The sequence below is a fragment of the Inquilinus sp. CA228 genome (genome assembly GCF_052078665.1).
Classification (GTDB): domain Bacteria; phylum Pseudomonadota; class Alphaproteobacteria; order DSM-16000; family Inquilinaceae; genus Inquilinus.
This window is the reverse complement of the sequence record NZ_JBQJIK010000044.1, coordinates 17,473-31,026: the sequence shown is the minus strand read 5'-3', so window position 1 is coordinate 31,026 and position 13,554 is coordinate 17,473. Positions and strand designations below refer to the sequence as shown.

The window sequence follows — 13,554 nt, the reverse complement described above, 5'->3', positions numbered from 1 at the left end:
AAGAACGCCCGGCCGGATCGGGATCCGGCCGGGCGGAGTCAGGCGAACAACGGCCGGGGCTCGCAACCAATCCGACCGCGCCATCCCCGCGGGCGCGGGGATCGGGCGGCGGCTCAGGCTTGGCCCGGCCGCGGATCGTAGGTCGGGTGGCCGGTGTCGCGGTCGGCGGCCTCCAGCGCCTGCAGGATCCGGATGATGCGCTCGTCGCGCCAGCGCTCGATCTTCTTCACCGGCCAGCCGCCGGCCTGTTCGCGCGTGCCGTCGACCATGCGATCGATCAGGGTGCCGGTCAGCTTCGGCGCCACCAGCTTGGTCCAGGGCAGCTCCAGCGCCGGGCCGAACTGCTCCAGCATATGCCTCATGCCGCCCTCGCCGCCGGCGAGGTGGTAGGTCAGGTTGGTGCCCATGAAGGCCCAGCGGATGCCGGCGCCGAAGCAGATCGCCTCGTCGATCTCCTTGGTGGTGGCAATGCCGTCGGCGACCAGGTGCAGCGCCTCGCGCCACAGCGCCTCCAAGAGGCGATCGGCGATGTAGCCGTCGATCTCGTTGCGGACATGCAGCGGCTTCATGCCGAGCGAGGCATAGAAGGCCGAGGCGGTCTTAATGGTCTCCGGCGCCGTCTGCTTGCCGCCCACCACCTCGACCAGCGGCAGCAGGTAGACCGGGTTGAACGGATGGCCGATGACGATCCGCTCCGGATGCCGCGCCCCCTCCTGGATCTCGCTGGGCAGCAGGCCGGAGGAGGAGGAGCCGAGGATGACGTCGGCCGGCGCCGCCTCCGCCATGGCGTGGTGCAGCTTGCGCTTCAGCTCGATCCGCTCCGGCGCGCTCTCCTGCACGAAATCGGATGAGGCGGCGACCGCCTCGGCCGAACTGACAACCGCCAGCCGGTCCGGGCTTGCGCCCTCGGCCAGGCCGATCCGGGTCAGGGCCGGCCAGGCATTGGCGACGGCGTCGCGCAGCGCCTGCTCGCCGGCCGGGGACGGGTCCCAGGCGACGACGTCGAGGCCGCGGGCCAGCGCCCGCGCGGCCCAGCCGCTGCCGATGACGCCGCCGCCGACGATGCCGAAGGTCCTGATCTCACGCGGCATGGGCCTGCCCCTTCAGCTTGAGGCCGAGATGGCTGCGCGCCTCGGCCGGAGTCATCACCTTCGACCCCATCGCCTCGATGATGGTCCGCGCCCGCTCGACCAGACTGCCGTTGGAGGCATAGACGCCCTTGTCGAGATAGAGGTTGTCCTCGAGCCCGACCCGGACATGGCCGCCCAGCAGCACCGCCTGGGCGACGAAGGGCAGCTGCAGCCGGCCGATGGCAAAGCCGGCCCAGACCGCGCCGTCCGGCAGCATGTCGCGCATCGCCAGCATCATCCGCGGGTCGGGCGGCGTGCCCCAGGGAATGCCGAGGCAGAGCTGGAACAGCGGCGGCGCGTCGAGCAGCCCCTCCTCCACCATCCGCCGGGCGAACCAGAGGTTGCCGGTGTCGAAGATCTCGAGCTCAGGCTTCACCCCGAGCTCCTGGATCCGCTTCGCCTGCTGGCGCAGGATGTCGGGGGTGGAGACATAGACCAGCGAGCCGTCGCCGAAGTTCAGCGAGCCGCAGTCGAGGGTGCAGATCTCCGGCAGCAGCTGCTCGACATGCGGCAGGCGGTCGATGCCGCCGACCAGGTCGGTGTCGGCACCGAATTTCGTCGGGTTGTCCTGCGGCCCGATCACCAGGTCGCCGCCCATGCCGGCGGTCAGGTTGATGATGATGTCGACGCCGGAGGAGCGGATGCGGTCGACCACCTCGCGGTAGAGGGCCGGGTCGCGGCTGGCCTTGCCGGTCTCGGGGTTGCGGACATGGATATGGGCCACGGTGGCGCCGGCCTTCGCCGCCTCCAGCGCCGCGTCGGCGATCTGCTGCGGCGTCACCGGGATCGCCGGATGCTTGCCCACCGTGTCGCCGGCGCCGGTGACGGCGCAGGTCACGATCACGCGCCGGTTGATGTCAGTCTGCAGGGCCATTGCTTACCGCCTCCCCGTATCGCCGGCGCACCGGCCGCTGGGACGAGGCTACGCCCGGGCGACCGCCCGGACCTTGATCGGGAGCGACAAAGCCTTGACGCTTTCCGCTAGGCGGCGGAGGCGCGCCGGTCGCGGCTGGGCGGCACGCCGAATTCGCGGCGGTAGCAGCGGCAGAAATGCTCGTAGCTGCCGAAGCCGCAGGCGACCGCGACCTCCAAAAGCGGGTCGTCGGAATACTGCACCATCGACCGTGCCCGCTGCAGCCGCAGCGACTGGTAGAAGCCCTGCGGACCCTTGCCGAGATGGAGGGCGAACAGCCGCTCGACCTGGCGCGGCGACATGTCGACGGTGCGAGCCAGGGCGGTGACCGCGATCGGGCTGGCGACGTTGCGCTCCATGATCTCGACCATCCGGGCCAGGCGGCTGTCGCGGATGTCGAGCTGGCGCGGCACCGACAGGCGCTGCCGGTCCTCGGCGTGCCGCAGGGTGTTGTAGATGAACTGCTCCGACACCGCCGCCGCCAGGCGGGCGCCATGGTCCATGCGGATGATCTGCAGCATCAGGTCCAGCGCGGCGGTGCCGCCGGCGCAGGTCAGGCGGCGGCGGTCGGTCTCGAACAGGCAGGCGCGGGCTTCGACTCGCGGGAACTGCTCGGCGAAGCCGTCCAGCGCCTCCCAATGCGCGGTGGCGCGGTAGCCGTCGAGCAGCCCGGCGGCGGCGAGCGCGAAGCAGCCGGTGTCGATGCCGCCCAGCACCGCGCCGGCGCGGTCGAGCCGGCGGAACCAGCGGATCAGCGCCGGAGTGACGGCCGCCAGCGGCTCGAAGGCGGCGCAGACGATCAGCATCGGCAGGTCGTCGGCGCTGCCGGCGACGGCGTCGGCCGGCAGCGGCAGGCCGTTCGACGCCGGCACCGGCAAGCCATCGGCGGAGAAGATGGTCCAGTGATAGACCTGCCGCCGCGACAGCCGGTTGGCGACGCGCAGCGGCTCGATCGCCGAGGCGAAGGCCATCATCGAGAACTGCGGCAGCAGCAGGAAGCCGATGCGGCGGGAGGCGTCGGTCATGGCGGGCCCGATCGGAAGCGTCGCCTTTCATCAAGCCGGCGGGCCCGGACGTCAAGTGCACGCGTGCAGCTGCCATCGGCGCGACATCGTCCGGCCATCTTCCGCTGCTTCACTGCCCCTGTCGTCGGGGTCGGGAGCAGCAGCGAGAATGGCAGCGCCAGCGGATCACAAAGTCCCGTCGCGGCGGGACGCGCTGGTCTTCGGCGCCAAGGCGGCGCTGCTGCGCGGCGGCCGGGCCCTGCGCGAGATCCGCCGCCGGCCGGCGCGCCATCCGCGCGCGGACACGCTGTGCGATACCGCCATCGTCGCCGAGATCCGCTCGCCGCTGTGGTCCGGGCCGGTCGGGGCCGCCGAGCACGACCTGACCGCCGGCAAGATCCACAATCTGCGCCTGGCCCTGCGCGCCCTCGACGGCGTCGAGGTGCCGGCCGGCGCGGTGTTCAGCTTCTGGCGCCAGATCGGCCGCGCCACGCGCCGGCGCGGCTTCGTCGCCGGGCGCGAGCTGCGCGAGGGCTGCCTGGTCGCCAGCACCGGCGGCGGGCTGTGCCAGCTGTCGAACGGCCTGTACGAGGCGGCGCTGGCCGCGGGCTTCGAGATCGTCGAGCGCCACGCCCACAGCCGGCTGGTGCCGGGCTCGCGCGCCGCCGCCGGGCGCGACGCCACGGTGTTCTGGAACTATGTCGACCTGCGCGTCCGCAGCCGTTCCGCCTTCCGCATCGAGGCGCGGCTGACCGGGGCGGAGCTGGAGCTCCGCTTCCGCAGCGCCGCCGCCGCGGCGTCCGGTGTCGTGGTCGCCTTCCCGGCCTTGCGCGAGGCCGCCAATGACTGCGTCGGCTGCGCCCATGAGGATTGCAGCCATCACCTGCCGAAGGGTCCGGAGATCACCCGGCGGCCGACCGCCTGGCTGGTCGACGGAAGCTGGCCGGAATTCGCGGCGCTGCTGCGCACCCAGGCCGGGCCGGAGGACAAGCTGTTCCTGCCGATGCGCTGGCGGGCCCGCTATGCCTGGCCGGAGCTGCCGGGCGGCGAGAGCCGCGCCACCCTGGTCGCGCTGGCCCGCGCCCGGGCGCTGCGCCGCCTGCCGGCGGTGGGCGGCGCGCTGCCCCGGGCGATGCTGGGCTTCGACCGGCGGCTGGCCGAGGCCTATGCCCGCCGCCTGTCCTATCGCCACACCCATCTGGTGGTCGGCCAGGGGCTGCTGCCGCATCTCTGGCGCCTCGGCTGCCTGCAGGGCCGCAGCTTCGACGTGCTGATGGAGCGCTGGCCGCTGGCGGCGCTGCAGGCCCGGCTGGACCGGGCCCTGGCCCGCCATCCGGAGAGCCCGACGCTGGGCGATTTCCGGGCGCCGGACGAGATCGTCGCGGCGGAGACCGAGGCGCTGGCTGCGGCCGCCCGCCTCTACACCCCGCATGGCGGCATCGCCGCGCGCTTCGCGGACCGGGCGGTGCATCTGGACTGGGCGCTGCCGGACGTCGCCACGGCGCCACGGCCCGCGATCGGCGGCCGCACCATCCTGTTCCCGGCCTCGGCCCTGGGCCGCAAGGGCGCCTATGCCCTGCGCGAGGCGGTCGAGGGGCTGGACATCGACCTCGCCGTGACCGGCCGGGCGCGCGAGCAGGCCGGCCCGTTCTGGCGCAATGTCGCGGCACGGCCCCTGCCCGCCGGCGCCTGGCCCGACCCGGTCGCCGCGGTGGTGCTGCCGGCGATCGTCGAGCACCAGCCGCGGGCGCTGCTGCGCGCCATGGCGCTGGGCATCCCGGTGATCGCCACCGCCGCCTGCGGCATCGACGCGGGACCGGGCGTCACCCTGGTGCCGGAGGACGATGCCGCGGCCCTGCGCGAGGCGCTGCTGCAGGCGCTGGGCGACGCGCCCCAGCAGATTCAGACTTCCGCCAGGAACTCCGCATAGGTGCCGGAGATCGCCGCCACCGCCGCATCGTAGAACTGCCTGCCGTGCTCCGGCGTCGCCAGGCCGGGGTTGGAGCCGATGCGGCCGTCCGGGAAGCGGCGGCGGTAGTCGACGGCGTCGTAGAACCGGCCCGACGGCGCGATCGGCGGGTCCAGTTCGGCCGACTTGATGTGGTCGGGGAACAGGTGCTGGGTGACCGCCACCTCGCTGGCCGTGGCGTGGCTGCCCTCGGCCACGCCGTACAGCTCCTTCGACAGGCGCTGCACGGCCGGATTGTCCCACCAGTTGACCAGGCGGCAGCGGATCGACGGGCTCCCGAGGGCCCGCCGCTCGGAGTAGATCTCGTAGAAGGCGGCCTGGATGGTGGCGATGTTGCCGCCATGGCCGTTGACGAACAGGAAGTGGTCGAAGCCGTGCTCGGCCAGCGCCATCACATAGTCGCGGATCACCAGCACCAGGGTCGACGGCTTCAGCGTCATGCTGCCCGGGAAGGTCATGTGGTGATGCGCCATGCCGACGCCGATGGTCGGGCCGACCACCGCCCCGGTCTTGTCGCCGACGCCGCGGGCGATGCCCTCGGCGCACAGCGCATCGGTGCCGATCAGCCCGTTCGGGCCGTGCTGCTCGGTCGAGCCGATCGGCATGATCGCGCCGCGCGAGGTCTCGAGATAGGCCTCGATCTCCGGCCAGGAGCTGAGCTGAAGCTGCATGGGTCCTCCGTTCCCTGGGGTCGCCTTGTCCAATCCGGCAACGGCCCAGGAGTTCCTTGGAAAGCGCGCCGATCAGCGCCCGGGCATCGTCAAATCCCCAGCGCGCAGCCGTCCTTGCGGGGGTCGGAGCCGGCGATCAGCACGCCGCGCTGATGGTCGATCAGGATCGCCTGGCCGCCGCCCAGCGGCTCGTCCCGCCGCGCGACCGTGTGGCCGCGGCCGGCAAGCTCCGCCGCCACGTCCTCGCCGATCCGCGGCTCGAGCTGCAGCTCGCCGTCGAAGGCGAAGCTGCGCGGCAGGTCCAGCGCCGCCTGCGGGTCGAGGCCGCGGTCGATGATCGAGGACACGAACTGGGCCTGGCCGGCCGCCTGGTAGTGCCCGCCCATCACCCCGAACACGCCGGCGGTGCGGCCGCCGCGGCGCAGCAGGCCGGGGATGATGGTGTGCATCGGCCGCTTGCCCGGCCCGATCGCGTTCGGATGCCCCGGCTCGACCCGGAAGGACCGGCCGCGGCTGTGCAGCAGCACGCCGGTCTCAGGATCCAGCAGCCCGCTGCCGAAGCTGTCGAAGATCGAGTTGATGAAGGAAACGGCGTTGCCGTCGCGGTCGACGACGCAGAGATAGATGGTGTCGCGGTGCTCCGGCTCGGTCCACAGGGCCGGGCGGCCGGCGCGCTTCGGGTCGATCCGCCGGCGCAGCGGGGCCAGCACCTCCTCCGACAGCAGGATGCGCGGGTCGTGCGGCATGTGGTCGGGATCGCTGATCAGCGCGTCGCGGTGGTGATAGGCGATCCTGGTCGCCTCGGCGTGCAGGTGGATGCGGTCAGCCTCCGGCATCTCTATCGCCAGATCCTCGCCGGACAGCAGGCCGAGGATCATCAGCGCCGCCAGCCCCTGGCCGTTCGGCGGGCACTCCACCACCTCGGTGCCGTGATAGTCGAGCCGGATCGGATCGACCCAGTTGGCGACCTCGCGGCCGGCGGCGAAATCGTCGAGCGTGTGCAGCCCGCCCTGGGCCTTGAGGAGGCGGACCAGCGACTCCGCCACCGCGCCCTCGTAGAAGGCGGCGGCGCCATGGGCGGCGATGTCGCGCAGCCGGGCGCCGAGGCGCGGCTGGGCATGCCGGTCGCCAACCGCCGGGATCCGGCCGCCGGGCAGGAACACGGCGCGGCAGCCGGCGTCGCCGGCCAGGAAGCCGGCATCCTCGGCCCAGTCCCAGGCGACGCGCGGCGCCACCGGATAGCCCTGCTCCGCATACAGGATGGCGCGGGCGAACAGCCGGTCGAGCGGCAGCGACCCGTGCTCGGCATGCAGCCGGCACCAGGCCGAGATCGCGCCCGGCACCGTCACCGCATGCGGGCTGCGCTGCGGGATCGCCGTCAGGCCCTGGGCCGCCAGCGCCTCCGCCGAGGCCGCGCGCGGGGCACGGCCGCTGCCGTTCAGCGCCAGCGCGTCGCGTCCGGCCGGGGCGTAGAGCACGAAGCAGTCGCCGCCGATGCCGGTCATGTGGGCCTCGACCACGCATTGCACCGCGACCGCTGCCAGCGCCGCGTCGACCGCGTTGCCGCCATCCATCAGCACCTCGAGCCCCGCGGCCGAGGCCAGCGGGTGCGAGGTGGCGATCGCCGCCTCGCCCGCGATCAGCGCCGAGCGCCCCGGCTGGCCGAAATCCCGCTGCATGTCCCGCGCCCTTTCCCGTTCGAACCCCTGGTTGATATCGGCGCCGGCGGGCGTTGGCAACCGCACCCGACTGCCTTTTCGGCCCGGCCTGGCAACGATCCCATCTGATCCAGTCAAAACATACATTCGAGACTGGATTTTATTTACATACATTCACGCATGCTGGAATTTAGTCTGAGTTGTTAACAGAGTCGTCACAATACAGCTCGAATTTCGGCTTTTTTATCTAAAACTCTATTGCCTTCATTTGCAGGCACTCATAAGGTCGTCGCGCTTCGGCTGGGGGACGGCCGTCGCGAGACAGGACAACAATCCGTCATCGAGGGGACGAGCAATGCGGAAGGTTTTGCTGCTCGGGGTGTGCCTTGCGGCCGCCGCGGGAGGGATCAATGCGGCCCAGGCGGCGGAAACGCCTGTCACCTCGGGCCTGTCGCTGAAGATCAGTGGCTGGATCGGCTTCCTGGCCGGCCTGTCGCTCAGCAACACGGATGACGACACCTTCGACCGCGACTACGACTTCGTGTCCAATGCGCGGCTGCAGTTCGACATCAAGAACGTCACCGATTCCGGCCTGGAATACGGCGCCCGCATCCGCATGAACAATGTCGACCGCCGCAACGACGTCACGGTCGACCGCACCTATCTCTACCTGAAGGGTGCGTTCGGCACCGTCACCCTCGGCGACGCGCCCTACGCCATCGGCGATTTCGGCTACGTCTATGCCCATGACACGCTGAACAGCAAGCTCGGCTTCGGCGCCGGCTGGGGCGACGGGCTGGACGGCAAGTTCAGCCTGTTCGGCGGCTCCGACACCTTCTACGCCTTCGACCCGACCTACGGCATCGGCGGGCTGAACGGCCGGGACACCAAGGTCAAGTACACCTCGCCGAGCTTCTCCGGCTTCTCCTTCGGCATCGACTTCACGCCGCTGGCCGGCGGCCCCGGCCATGCCGGCAATGGCGGCCGCAACGACCTGTTCGACGACAGCACCACCCGCTACGAGAACATCGTCACCGGCGGCGTCAACTACACCAACACGTTCGACGGGACGACGGTGGTGGCGCGGGCCTCGGCCGGCACCGGCAACGGCGTCAGCGGCAATGACGACTACGAGGCCTACAGCCTCGGCGGCCAGATCGTGCATTCGAGCGGCTTCGCCGCCAGCGTCAACTGGGTGCACTTCGCCAGCACCTTCCGCGCCGACAAGGCGATCGACTCGATCACCGGCGACCTGTCCTACTACGGCGGGCCGTACGTCATCTCGGTCGGCTACGCCTACACCACGGCGGAGAAGGGCAACGAGCTGGAATCCACCTTCACCGACGGCGCCGACCTGCAGGCCAACCACAGCGCCTCCCTGTCGTTCCTCTACAACTTCGCCCCTGGCCTCGGCAGCTTCACCGAGCTGGTCTATGAGAAGAACGAGTTCCGCACCGGCCAGGACTACGAGGCGACCGCGCTGACCACCGGCGTGTCCCTCTCCTTCTGATCGATCGCCGAGAGGTCCCGGCAGACTTGAAGGGCGGCGCCAGGGGCCGCCCTTCCTCTTGCCGACGCCGGCACAACCCACTGCCCGAAGCACCGCCTTCGGACAGCATTCCTGCATGACCATTTTATGAAGTTTGCCGACAATCCACCGTTTTGCCGTGGCCGGTGATTGATTTTAAAATTTACCGTTTTGTATAAGCCTCGCCGTGACAGAGGCGGGTCGGCGTTTCGACTGCGAAACCGCCACACCCGACACGCGAGGGGAAGTAAAAATGCGGAAGTTTTTGTTGCTCGGGGTGGGCCTTGCGGCCGCCGCGGGAGGGACGAGTATTGCCCAGGCGGCGGATGCGAACGTCACCTCGGGCCTGTCGCTGAAGATCAGCGGCTGGATCGGCTTCATGGCCGGCCTGTCGCTCAGCAACACCGCCGACGACACCTTCGACCGCGACTACGACTTCGTGTCCAATGCGCGGCTGCAGTTCGACGTCAAGAACGTCACCGATTCCGGCCTGGAATACGGCGCCCGCATCCGTATGAACAACGTCGATCGCCGCAACGACGTCACGATCGACCGCACCTATCTTTACGTGAAGAGCGACTTCGGCACGGTCACCCTCGGCGACGCGCCCTACGCCATCGCCGATTTCGGCTACGTCTATGCCCATGACACGCTGAACGGCAAGCTCGGCCTCGGCGCCGGCTGGGGCGACGGGCTGGACGGCAAGTTCAACCTGTTCGGCGGCTCCGACACCTTCTACGCCGTGGATCCGAGCTACGGCATCGGCGGGCTGAACGGCAAGGACACCAAGGTCAAATACACCTCGCCGAGCTTCTCCGGCTTCTCCATCGGCGTCGACTTCACGCCGCTCGCCGGCGGCAACGGCCATGCCGGCAATGGCGGCCGCAACGACCTGTTCGACGACAGCAGCGCCCGCTACGAGAACATCGTCACCGCCGGCATCAACTACACCAACACGTTCGACGGGACGACGGTGGTGGTGCGGGGATCGGCCGGCACCGGCAACGGCGTCAGCGGCAATGACGACTACGAGGCCTACAGCCTCGGCGGCCAGATCGTCCATTCCAGCGGCTTCGCCGGCAGCGTCAACTGGGTGCATTTCGCCAGCACCTTCCGGGCCGAGAAGGCGATCGACTCGATCACCGGCGACCTGTCCTATTACGGCGGCCCGTATGTCGTCTCGGTCGGCTATTCCTACACCACGGCGGAGAAGGGCAACGAGCTGGAGTCCTCCTTCACCGACGGCGCCGACCTGCAGGCCAACCACAGCGTCATCGGCTCGTTCCTCTACAACTTCGCGCCGGGCCTCAGCAGCTTCACCGAACTGGCCTATGAGCGGAACGAGTTCCGCACCGGCCAGGACTACGAGGCGACCGCGCTGACCACCGGCGTGGTGCTCGCCTTCTGATCGAAGACCGACTTCCTGACCGACCGAGCGAAGGAGAGGGCGGCGCCAGGGGCCGCCCTCTCCGCTTTCGGGAACGGCATCGTCAGGAGGCCGCCCCGCTACGCAACTCGATCGGGTCGGAGGACCGGCGACCGCCATGGACCGCCGCCAGCGCCGCCGCCGCAATCTCGGTGCGCAGCCAGCTGTGGTCCGGGTCGCGATGGCGCCGTTCGTGCCAGATCAGCGCGACTTCGTAGGGCGGCAGCTCCAGCGGCGGCTCGACCACCGCCAGCGGCAGCATGGCAGCAACCCGGGTGGCGACGCGGTGCGGCACGGTCAGCACCAGGTCGGTCTCGGCGATCATCGCCGGCGCCGTCAGCATGTTGGGCACCAGGATCGGGTCGCGGTCCGGCAGGTCCAGCTTGGCGAGCCCGTCATAGACCTGGCCGAAGCCGTCCTCGGAGCCCGAGGCGATCACGGCGTGGCGCAGGGTCGAGAAGCGCTCGATGGTCCATTCCTGCGCCAGGGCCGGGTGATCCTGCCGCAGCAGGCAGGCGAAGCGGTCGGAATAGAGGCTGCGCCGGAAATAGCCGGGCGGGGTGTCGCCGATCTGCCCGACGGCCAGGTCGATCTCGCCCAGCTCGAGCCGCCGCAGCGCGCCGGCCAGGAGCGGATCTGTGACGACGTCGAGATTGGGCGCGCGATCGCGCAGCCGCGGCAGCAGGCGCGGCAGCAGCACCAGCGCCTGATGGTCGGGCATCGCCATCGTCGCCTTCGACCGCCACTCCTCCGGCGCGAAGCTGCGGCTCGACACGATCTCGCGAATCGCGCCCAGCACCGATGGCAGCAGCGTGGCGAGGCGCTCGCCCCGCGGCGTCGGCGCCAGGCCGGTCGAGGTGCGGACCAGGAGATCGTCGTTGAACATGCCGCGCAGCCTGGCCAGCGCCCGGCTCATCGCCGGCTGGCTCTGGCCGACATGCTGGGCGGCGTGGGTGACGTTGCGGTGTTCCAGCAGCGCTTCCAGCGCCACCAGCAGATTCAGGTCGACCGAGGCCAGATTCATCGCCGGCCGCTGCGGCGCCGGATAACGGTCGCCGGTGATCAAGGCCTGTGGCGCCGAAGCCGTCGGCGTGAAAACACCTTCAAGCATGCAGTCTTCCCTCTTCCAGACAGGGAGCGGGCGAAGGCTCCAAAGCCGCTCTGTGGCAATGTCACTCCCTGCCGGCGGAGACCGATGCCGTATGGGCGGCGGTGTCTGCCGGTGGGGTGAACATGATCTTATGCTCATTTTGTGAACAGATGCTCAGACGGGGACCGGTGAGAGTCAAGCGCGGAGGTGAAGCGGTTCCACCGCCCCGGACCGGGAATTGTCCGATGTTTCTCAGGCGGTTGGCGGGACCGAATGGGCTGCGACCGGGTCGCAACCCTTGCTGGCCGGCCGCATTGCCCGCCCGACCGCAGCACCGATCGCCGGCGTCCCGGCCTGTCGCGGATCCGGTTCCCGCATCACGCTATCCATTATTGATATGGTTCTGCGGTCGGTCGGCGGGTCCGGGCACGCCGGGACCCTGACCTGCCCCATCGGGTTGCCCCCCGCCCGTCCGGTCGTGATAGACCATGCCCGGCCCCGCCCTCCCCGGAGGACGGGGCCGCGATGTGCGGAGGGGTGATGACGGTTCAAATCGACATCGGAACGCTGTCCGACGGGACATCGGCCATGATCGATCTCGAGGAACTGCTGGCGACGCGGCTGCTGGTGCAGGGCAATTCCGGCTCCGGCAAGTCGCATCTGCTGCGCCGCCTGCTGGAGCAGAGCGCGCCCTGGGTGCAGCAGGTGGTGGTCGACCCCGAGGGCGACTTCATCAGCCTGGCCGACCGCTTCGGCCATATCGTGGTCGACGGCGACCGGTCCGACGAGGACCTGTACCGCATCGCCGGCCGGGTGCGGCAGCACCGCACCTCCGCCGTGCTGAACCTGGAGCGCTGCGACATCGATTCCCAGATGCGCGCCGCCGCCGCCTTCCTGAACGGGCTGTTCGACGCCGAGCGCGACCTCTGGTACCCGGTGCTGGTGGTGGTGGACGAGGCCCAGCTGTTCGCCCCCGCCGCGGCCGGCGACGTGTCGGAGGAGGCGCGCAAGGCGACGCTGGGCGCCATGGCCAATCTGATGAGCCGCGGCCGCAAGCGCGGCCTGGCCGGGGTGATCGCCACCCAGCGCCTGGCCAAGCTGGCCAAGAACGTCGCGGCCGAGGCCTCGAACTTCCTGATGGGCCGCACCTTCCTCGACATCGACATGGCCCGCGCCGCCGACCTGCTGGGGCTGGAACGGCGCCAGGCCGAGATGTTCCGCGACCTCGGCCGCGGCCGCTTCGTCGCCCTCGGCCCGGCCCTGTCGCGCCGGCCGATCGAGATCCGCATCGGCGCGGTCGAGACCGGCGCGCGCTCGGCCAGCCCGAAGCTGCTGCCGATGCCCGAGGCGCCGCCCGAGGATGTGCACGAGCTGATCTTCAGGGCCGCCGGGTCCGAGCCGCCGATGCCGCGGCCGACGCGGCCGCCGCCGCAGCCGCAGCAATCGACCGCCGAGCTGCTGGCCCAGCTGATCCGCAGCCGCCCCGACACCGCCCCGGCGGCGGAGGAGGATGCGATGACCCAGGCCGAGCGCGACGCCGCGATCGACGCGGTGCTGCGCGACCTGGTGGCGGCGGAGGATTCGGCCTTCCGCCCGATCGCGGTGCTGTACCAGGATTTCCTGGTGCGCTGCCGGATCCAGCGGGTCGGCAGCCGCAGCGCCCCGGCGCTCGACCTCGCCGGCTTCCGCGGCCGGCTGGCCGTGGCCCGGGCCGGGGTCGACACCGACACGGCGGAGAGCCCGGCCTGGCAGCACGCGACCGGGCTGGCGCGGGAGCTGCCGGAGGACATGCAGGGCATCTTCCTGCTGCTGGTCAGGGCGGCGATGGCCGGCGCCCCCTGCCCGTCCGACGCCACCATCGCCCGCGCCTACGGCACCCAGTCGGTCGGCCGCACCCGGCGCCTGCTGTCCTATATGGAGCAGCGCAACTTCATCGTCTGCCGCACCTCGGGGCGCGGTGGCCACCGCATCGTGGCGCTGCCGGACCTGGGCTGCGAGACCGCGCCCGGCGACCCGAATGCGCGGGAGGAGGCACCGGCGAGGACCGTGGCCGATCGCGACGCTGCCGCGGCCGGCGAGGATCGCGCCACGGCCGACGAAACCGAAACGGTTCCGCCCCTCTCCTGAGAGGCTGCGCCCCTTGACGTCTCGATGGTCGCCGAATC

10 protein-coding genes are annotated in these 13,554 nt (G+C 70.7%); 4 read left to right on the top strand and 6 right to left on the bottom strand.

All coding sequences use genetic code 11. The annotated features are described in order from the left end of the window. Positions 1–113: 113 nt before the first annotated feature. From ACTOWL_RS21640 to ACTOWL_RS21630, 3 genes are all read right to left on the bottom strand, one after another. A complete protein-coding gene (locus ACTOWL_RS21640; protein WP_441323351.1) occupies positions 114–1,091 on the bottom strand; it encodes an L-carnitine dehydrogenase in 978 nt (325 codons plus the stop codon). After that, the gene (locus ACTOWL_RS21635) at positions 1,081–2,004 is read right to left on the bottom strand and encodes a 3-keto-5-aminohexanoate cleavage protein (RefSeq protein ID WP_441323350.1); all 924 of its coding nucleotides are present in this window, start codon (positions 2,002–2,004) and stop codon (positions 1,081–1,083) included. Before ACTOWL_RS21635 ends, ACTOWL_RS21640 begins: the two co-directional genes overlap by 11 nt. A 107-nt stretch (positions 2,005–2,111) precedes the next feature. After that, positions 2,112–3,068 carry a GlxA family transcriptional regulator gene (locus tag ACTOWL_RS21630; RefSeq protein ID WP_441323349.1) on the bottom strand — a complete coding sequence of 319 codons (957 nt, stop codon included), beginning with the start codon at positions 3,066–3,068 and terminating at the stop codon, positions 2,112–2,114. Between the two features lie 148 nt (positions 3,069–3,216). On the opposite strand from ACTOWL_RS21630, the gene ACTOWL_RS21625 reads away from it, so the two are divergent. After that, positions 3,217–4,977: a VanW family protein gene (locus ACTOWL_RS21625; RefSeq protein ID WP_441323348.1), complete on the top strand. Its 1,761-nt coding sequence runs from the start codon at positions 3,217–3,219 to the stop codon at positions 4,975–4,977. Here the strand turns inward: ACTOWL_RS21625 and ACTOWL_RS21620 are convergent. Both ACTOWL_RS21620 and ACTOWL_RS21615 read right to left on the bottom strand, forming a co-directional pair. Then, on the bottom strand, positions 4,950–5,687 hold the full coding sequence (locus ACTOWL_RS21620) for a creatininase family protein (RefSeq protein ID WP_441323347.1): 738 nt from the start codon (positions 5,685–5,687) through the stop codon (positions 4,950–4,952). The two genes, ACTOWL_RS21625 and ACTOWL_RS21620, sit on opposite strands and share 28 nt — an antisense overlap. A gap of 89 nt (positions 5,688–5,776) precedes the next feature. Continuing rightward, positions 5,777–7,366 carry a gamma-glutamyltransferase family protein gene (locus ACTOWL_RS21615; protein ID WP_441323346.1) on the bottom strand — a complete coding sequence of 530 codons (1,590 nt, stop codon included), beginning with the start codon at positions 7,364–7,366 and terminating at the stop codon, positions 5,777–5,779. 334 nt (positions 7,367–7,700) lie between these two features. Between ACTOWL_RS21615 and ACTOWL_RS21610 the strand changes: the two genes are divergently transcribed. Together ACTOWL_RS21610 and ACTOWL_RS21605 are read left to right on the top strand one after the other, a co-directional pair. Next, entirely contained in the window at positions 7,701–8,855 is a 1,155-nt protein-coding gene (locus ACTOWL_RS21610) for a porin (protein ID WP_441323345.1), read from the top strand. 271 nt (positions 8,856–9,126) lie between these two features. Further along, positions 9,127–10,281 carry a porin gene (locus ACTOWL_RS21605; protein WP_441323344.1) on the top strand — a complete coding sequence of 385 codons (1,155 nt, stop codon included), beginning with the start codon at positions 9,127–9,129 and terminating at the stop codon, positions 10,279–10,281. Positions 10,282–10,363: 82 nt separating this feature from the next. Here ACTOWL_RS21605 and ACTOWL_RS21600 read toward each other — a convergent pair whose 3' ends face one another. Further along, positions 10,364–11,410: a LysR family transcriptional regulator gene (locus ACTOWL_RS21600; protein ID WP_441323343.1), complete on the bottom strand. Its 1,047-nt coding sequence runs from the start codon at positions 11,408–11,410 to the stop codon at positions 10,364–10,366. Between the two features lie 519 nt (positions 11,411–11,929). Here ACTOWL_RS21600 and ACTOWL_RS21595 point away from each other — a divergent pair. Beyond that, entirely contained in the window at positions 11,930–13,516 is a 1,587-nt protein-coding gene (locus tag ACTOWL_RS21595) for a helicase HerA domain-containing protein (RefSeq protein ID WP_441323342.1), read from the top strand. Positions 13,517–13,554 lie beyond the last annotated feature (38 nt).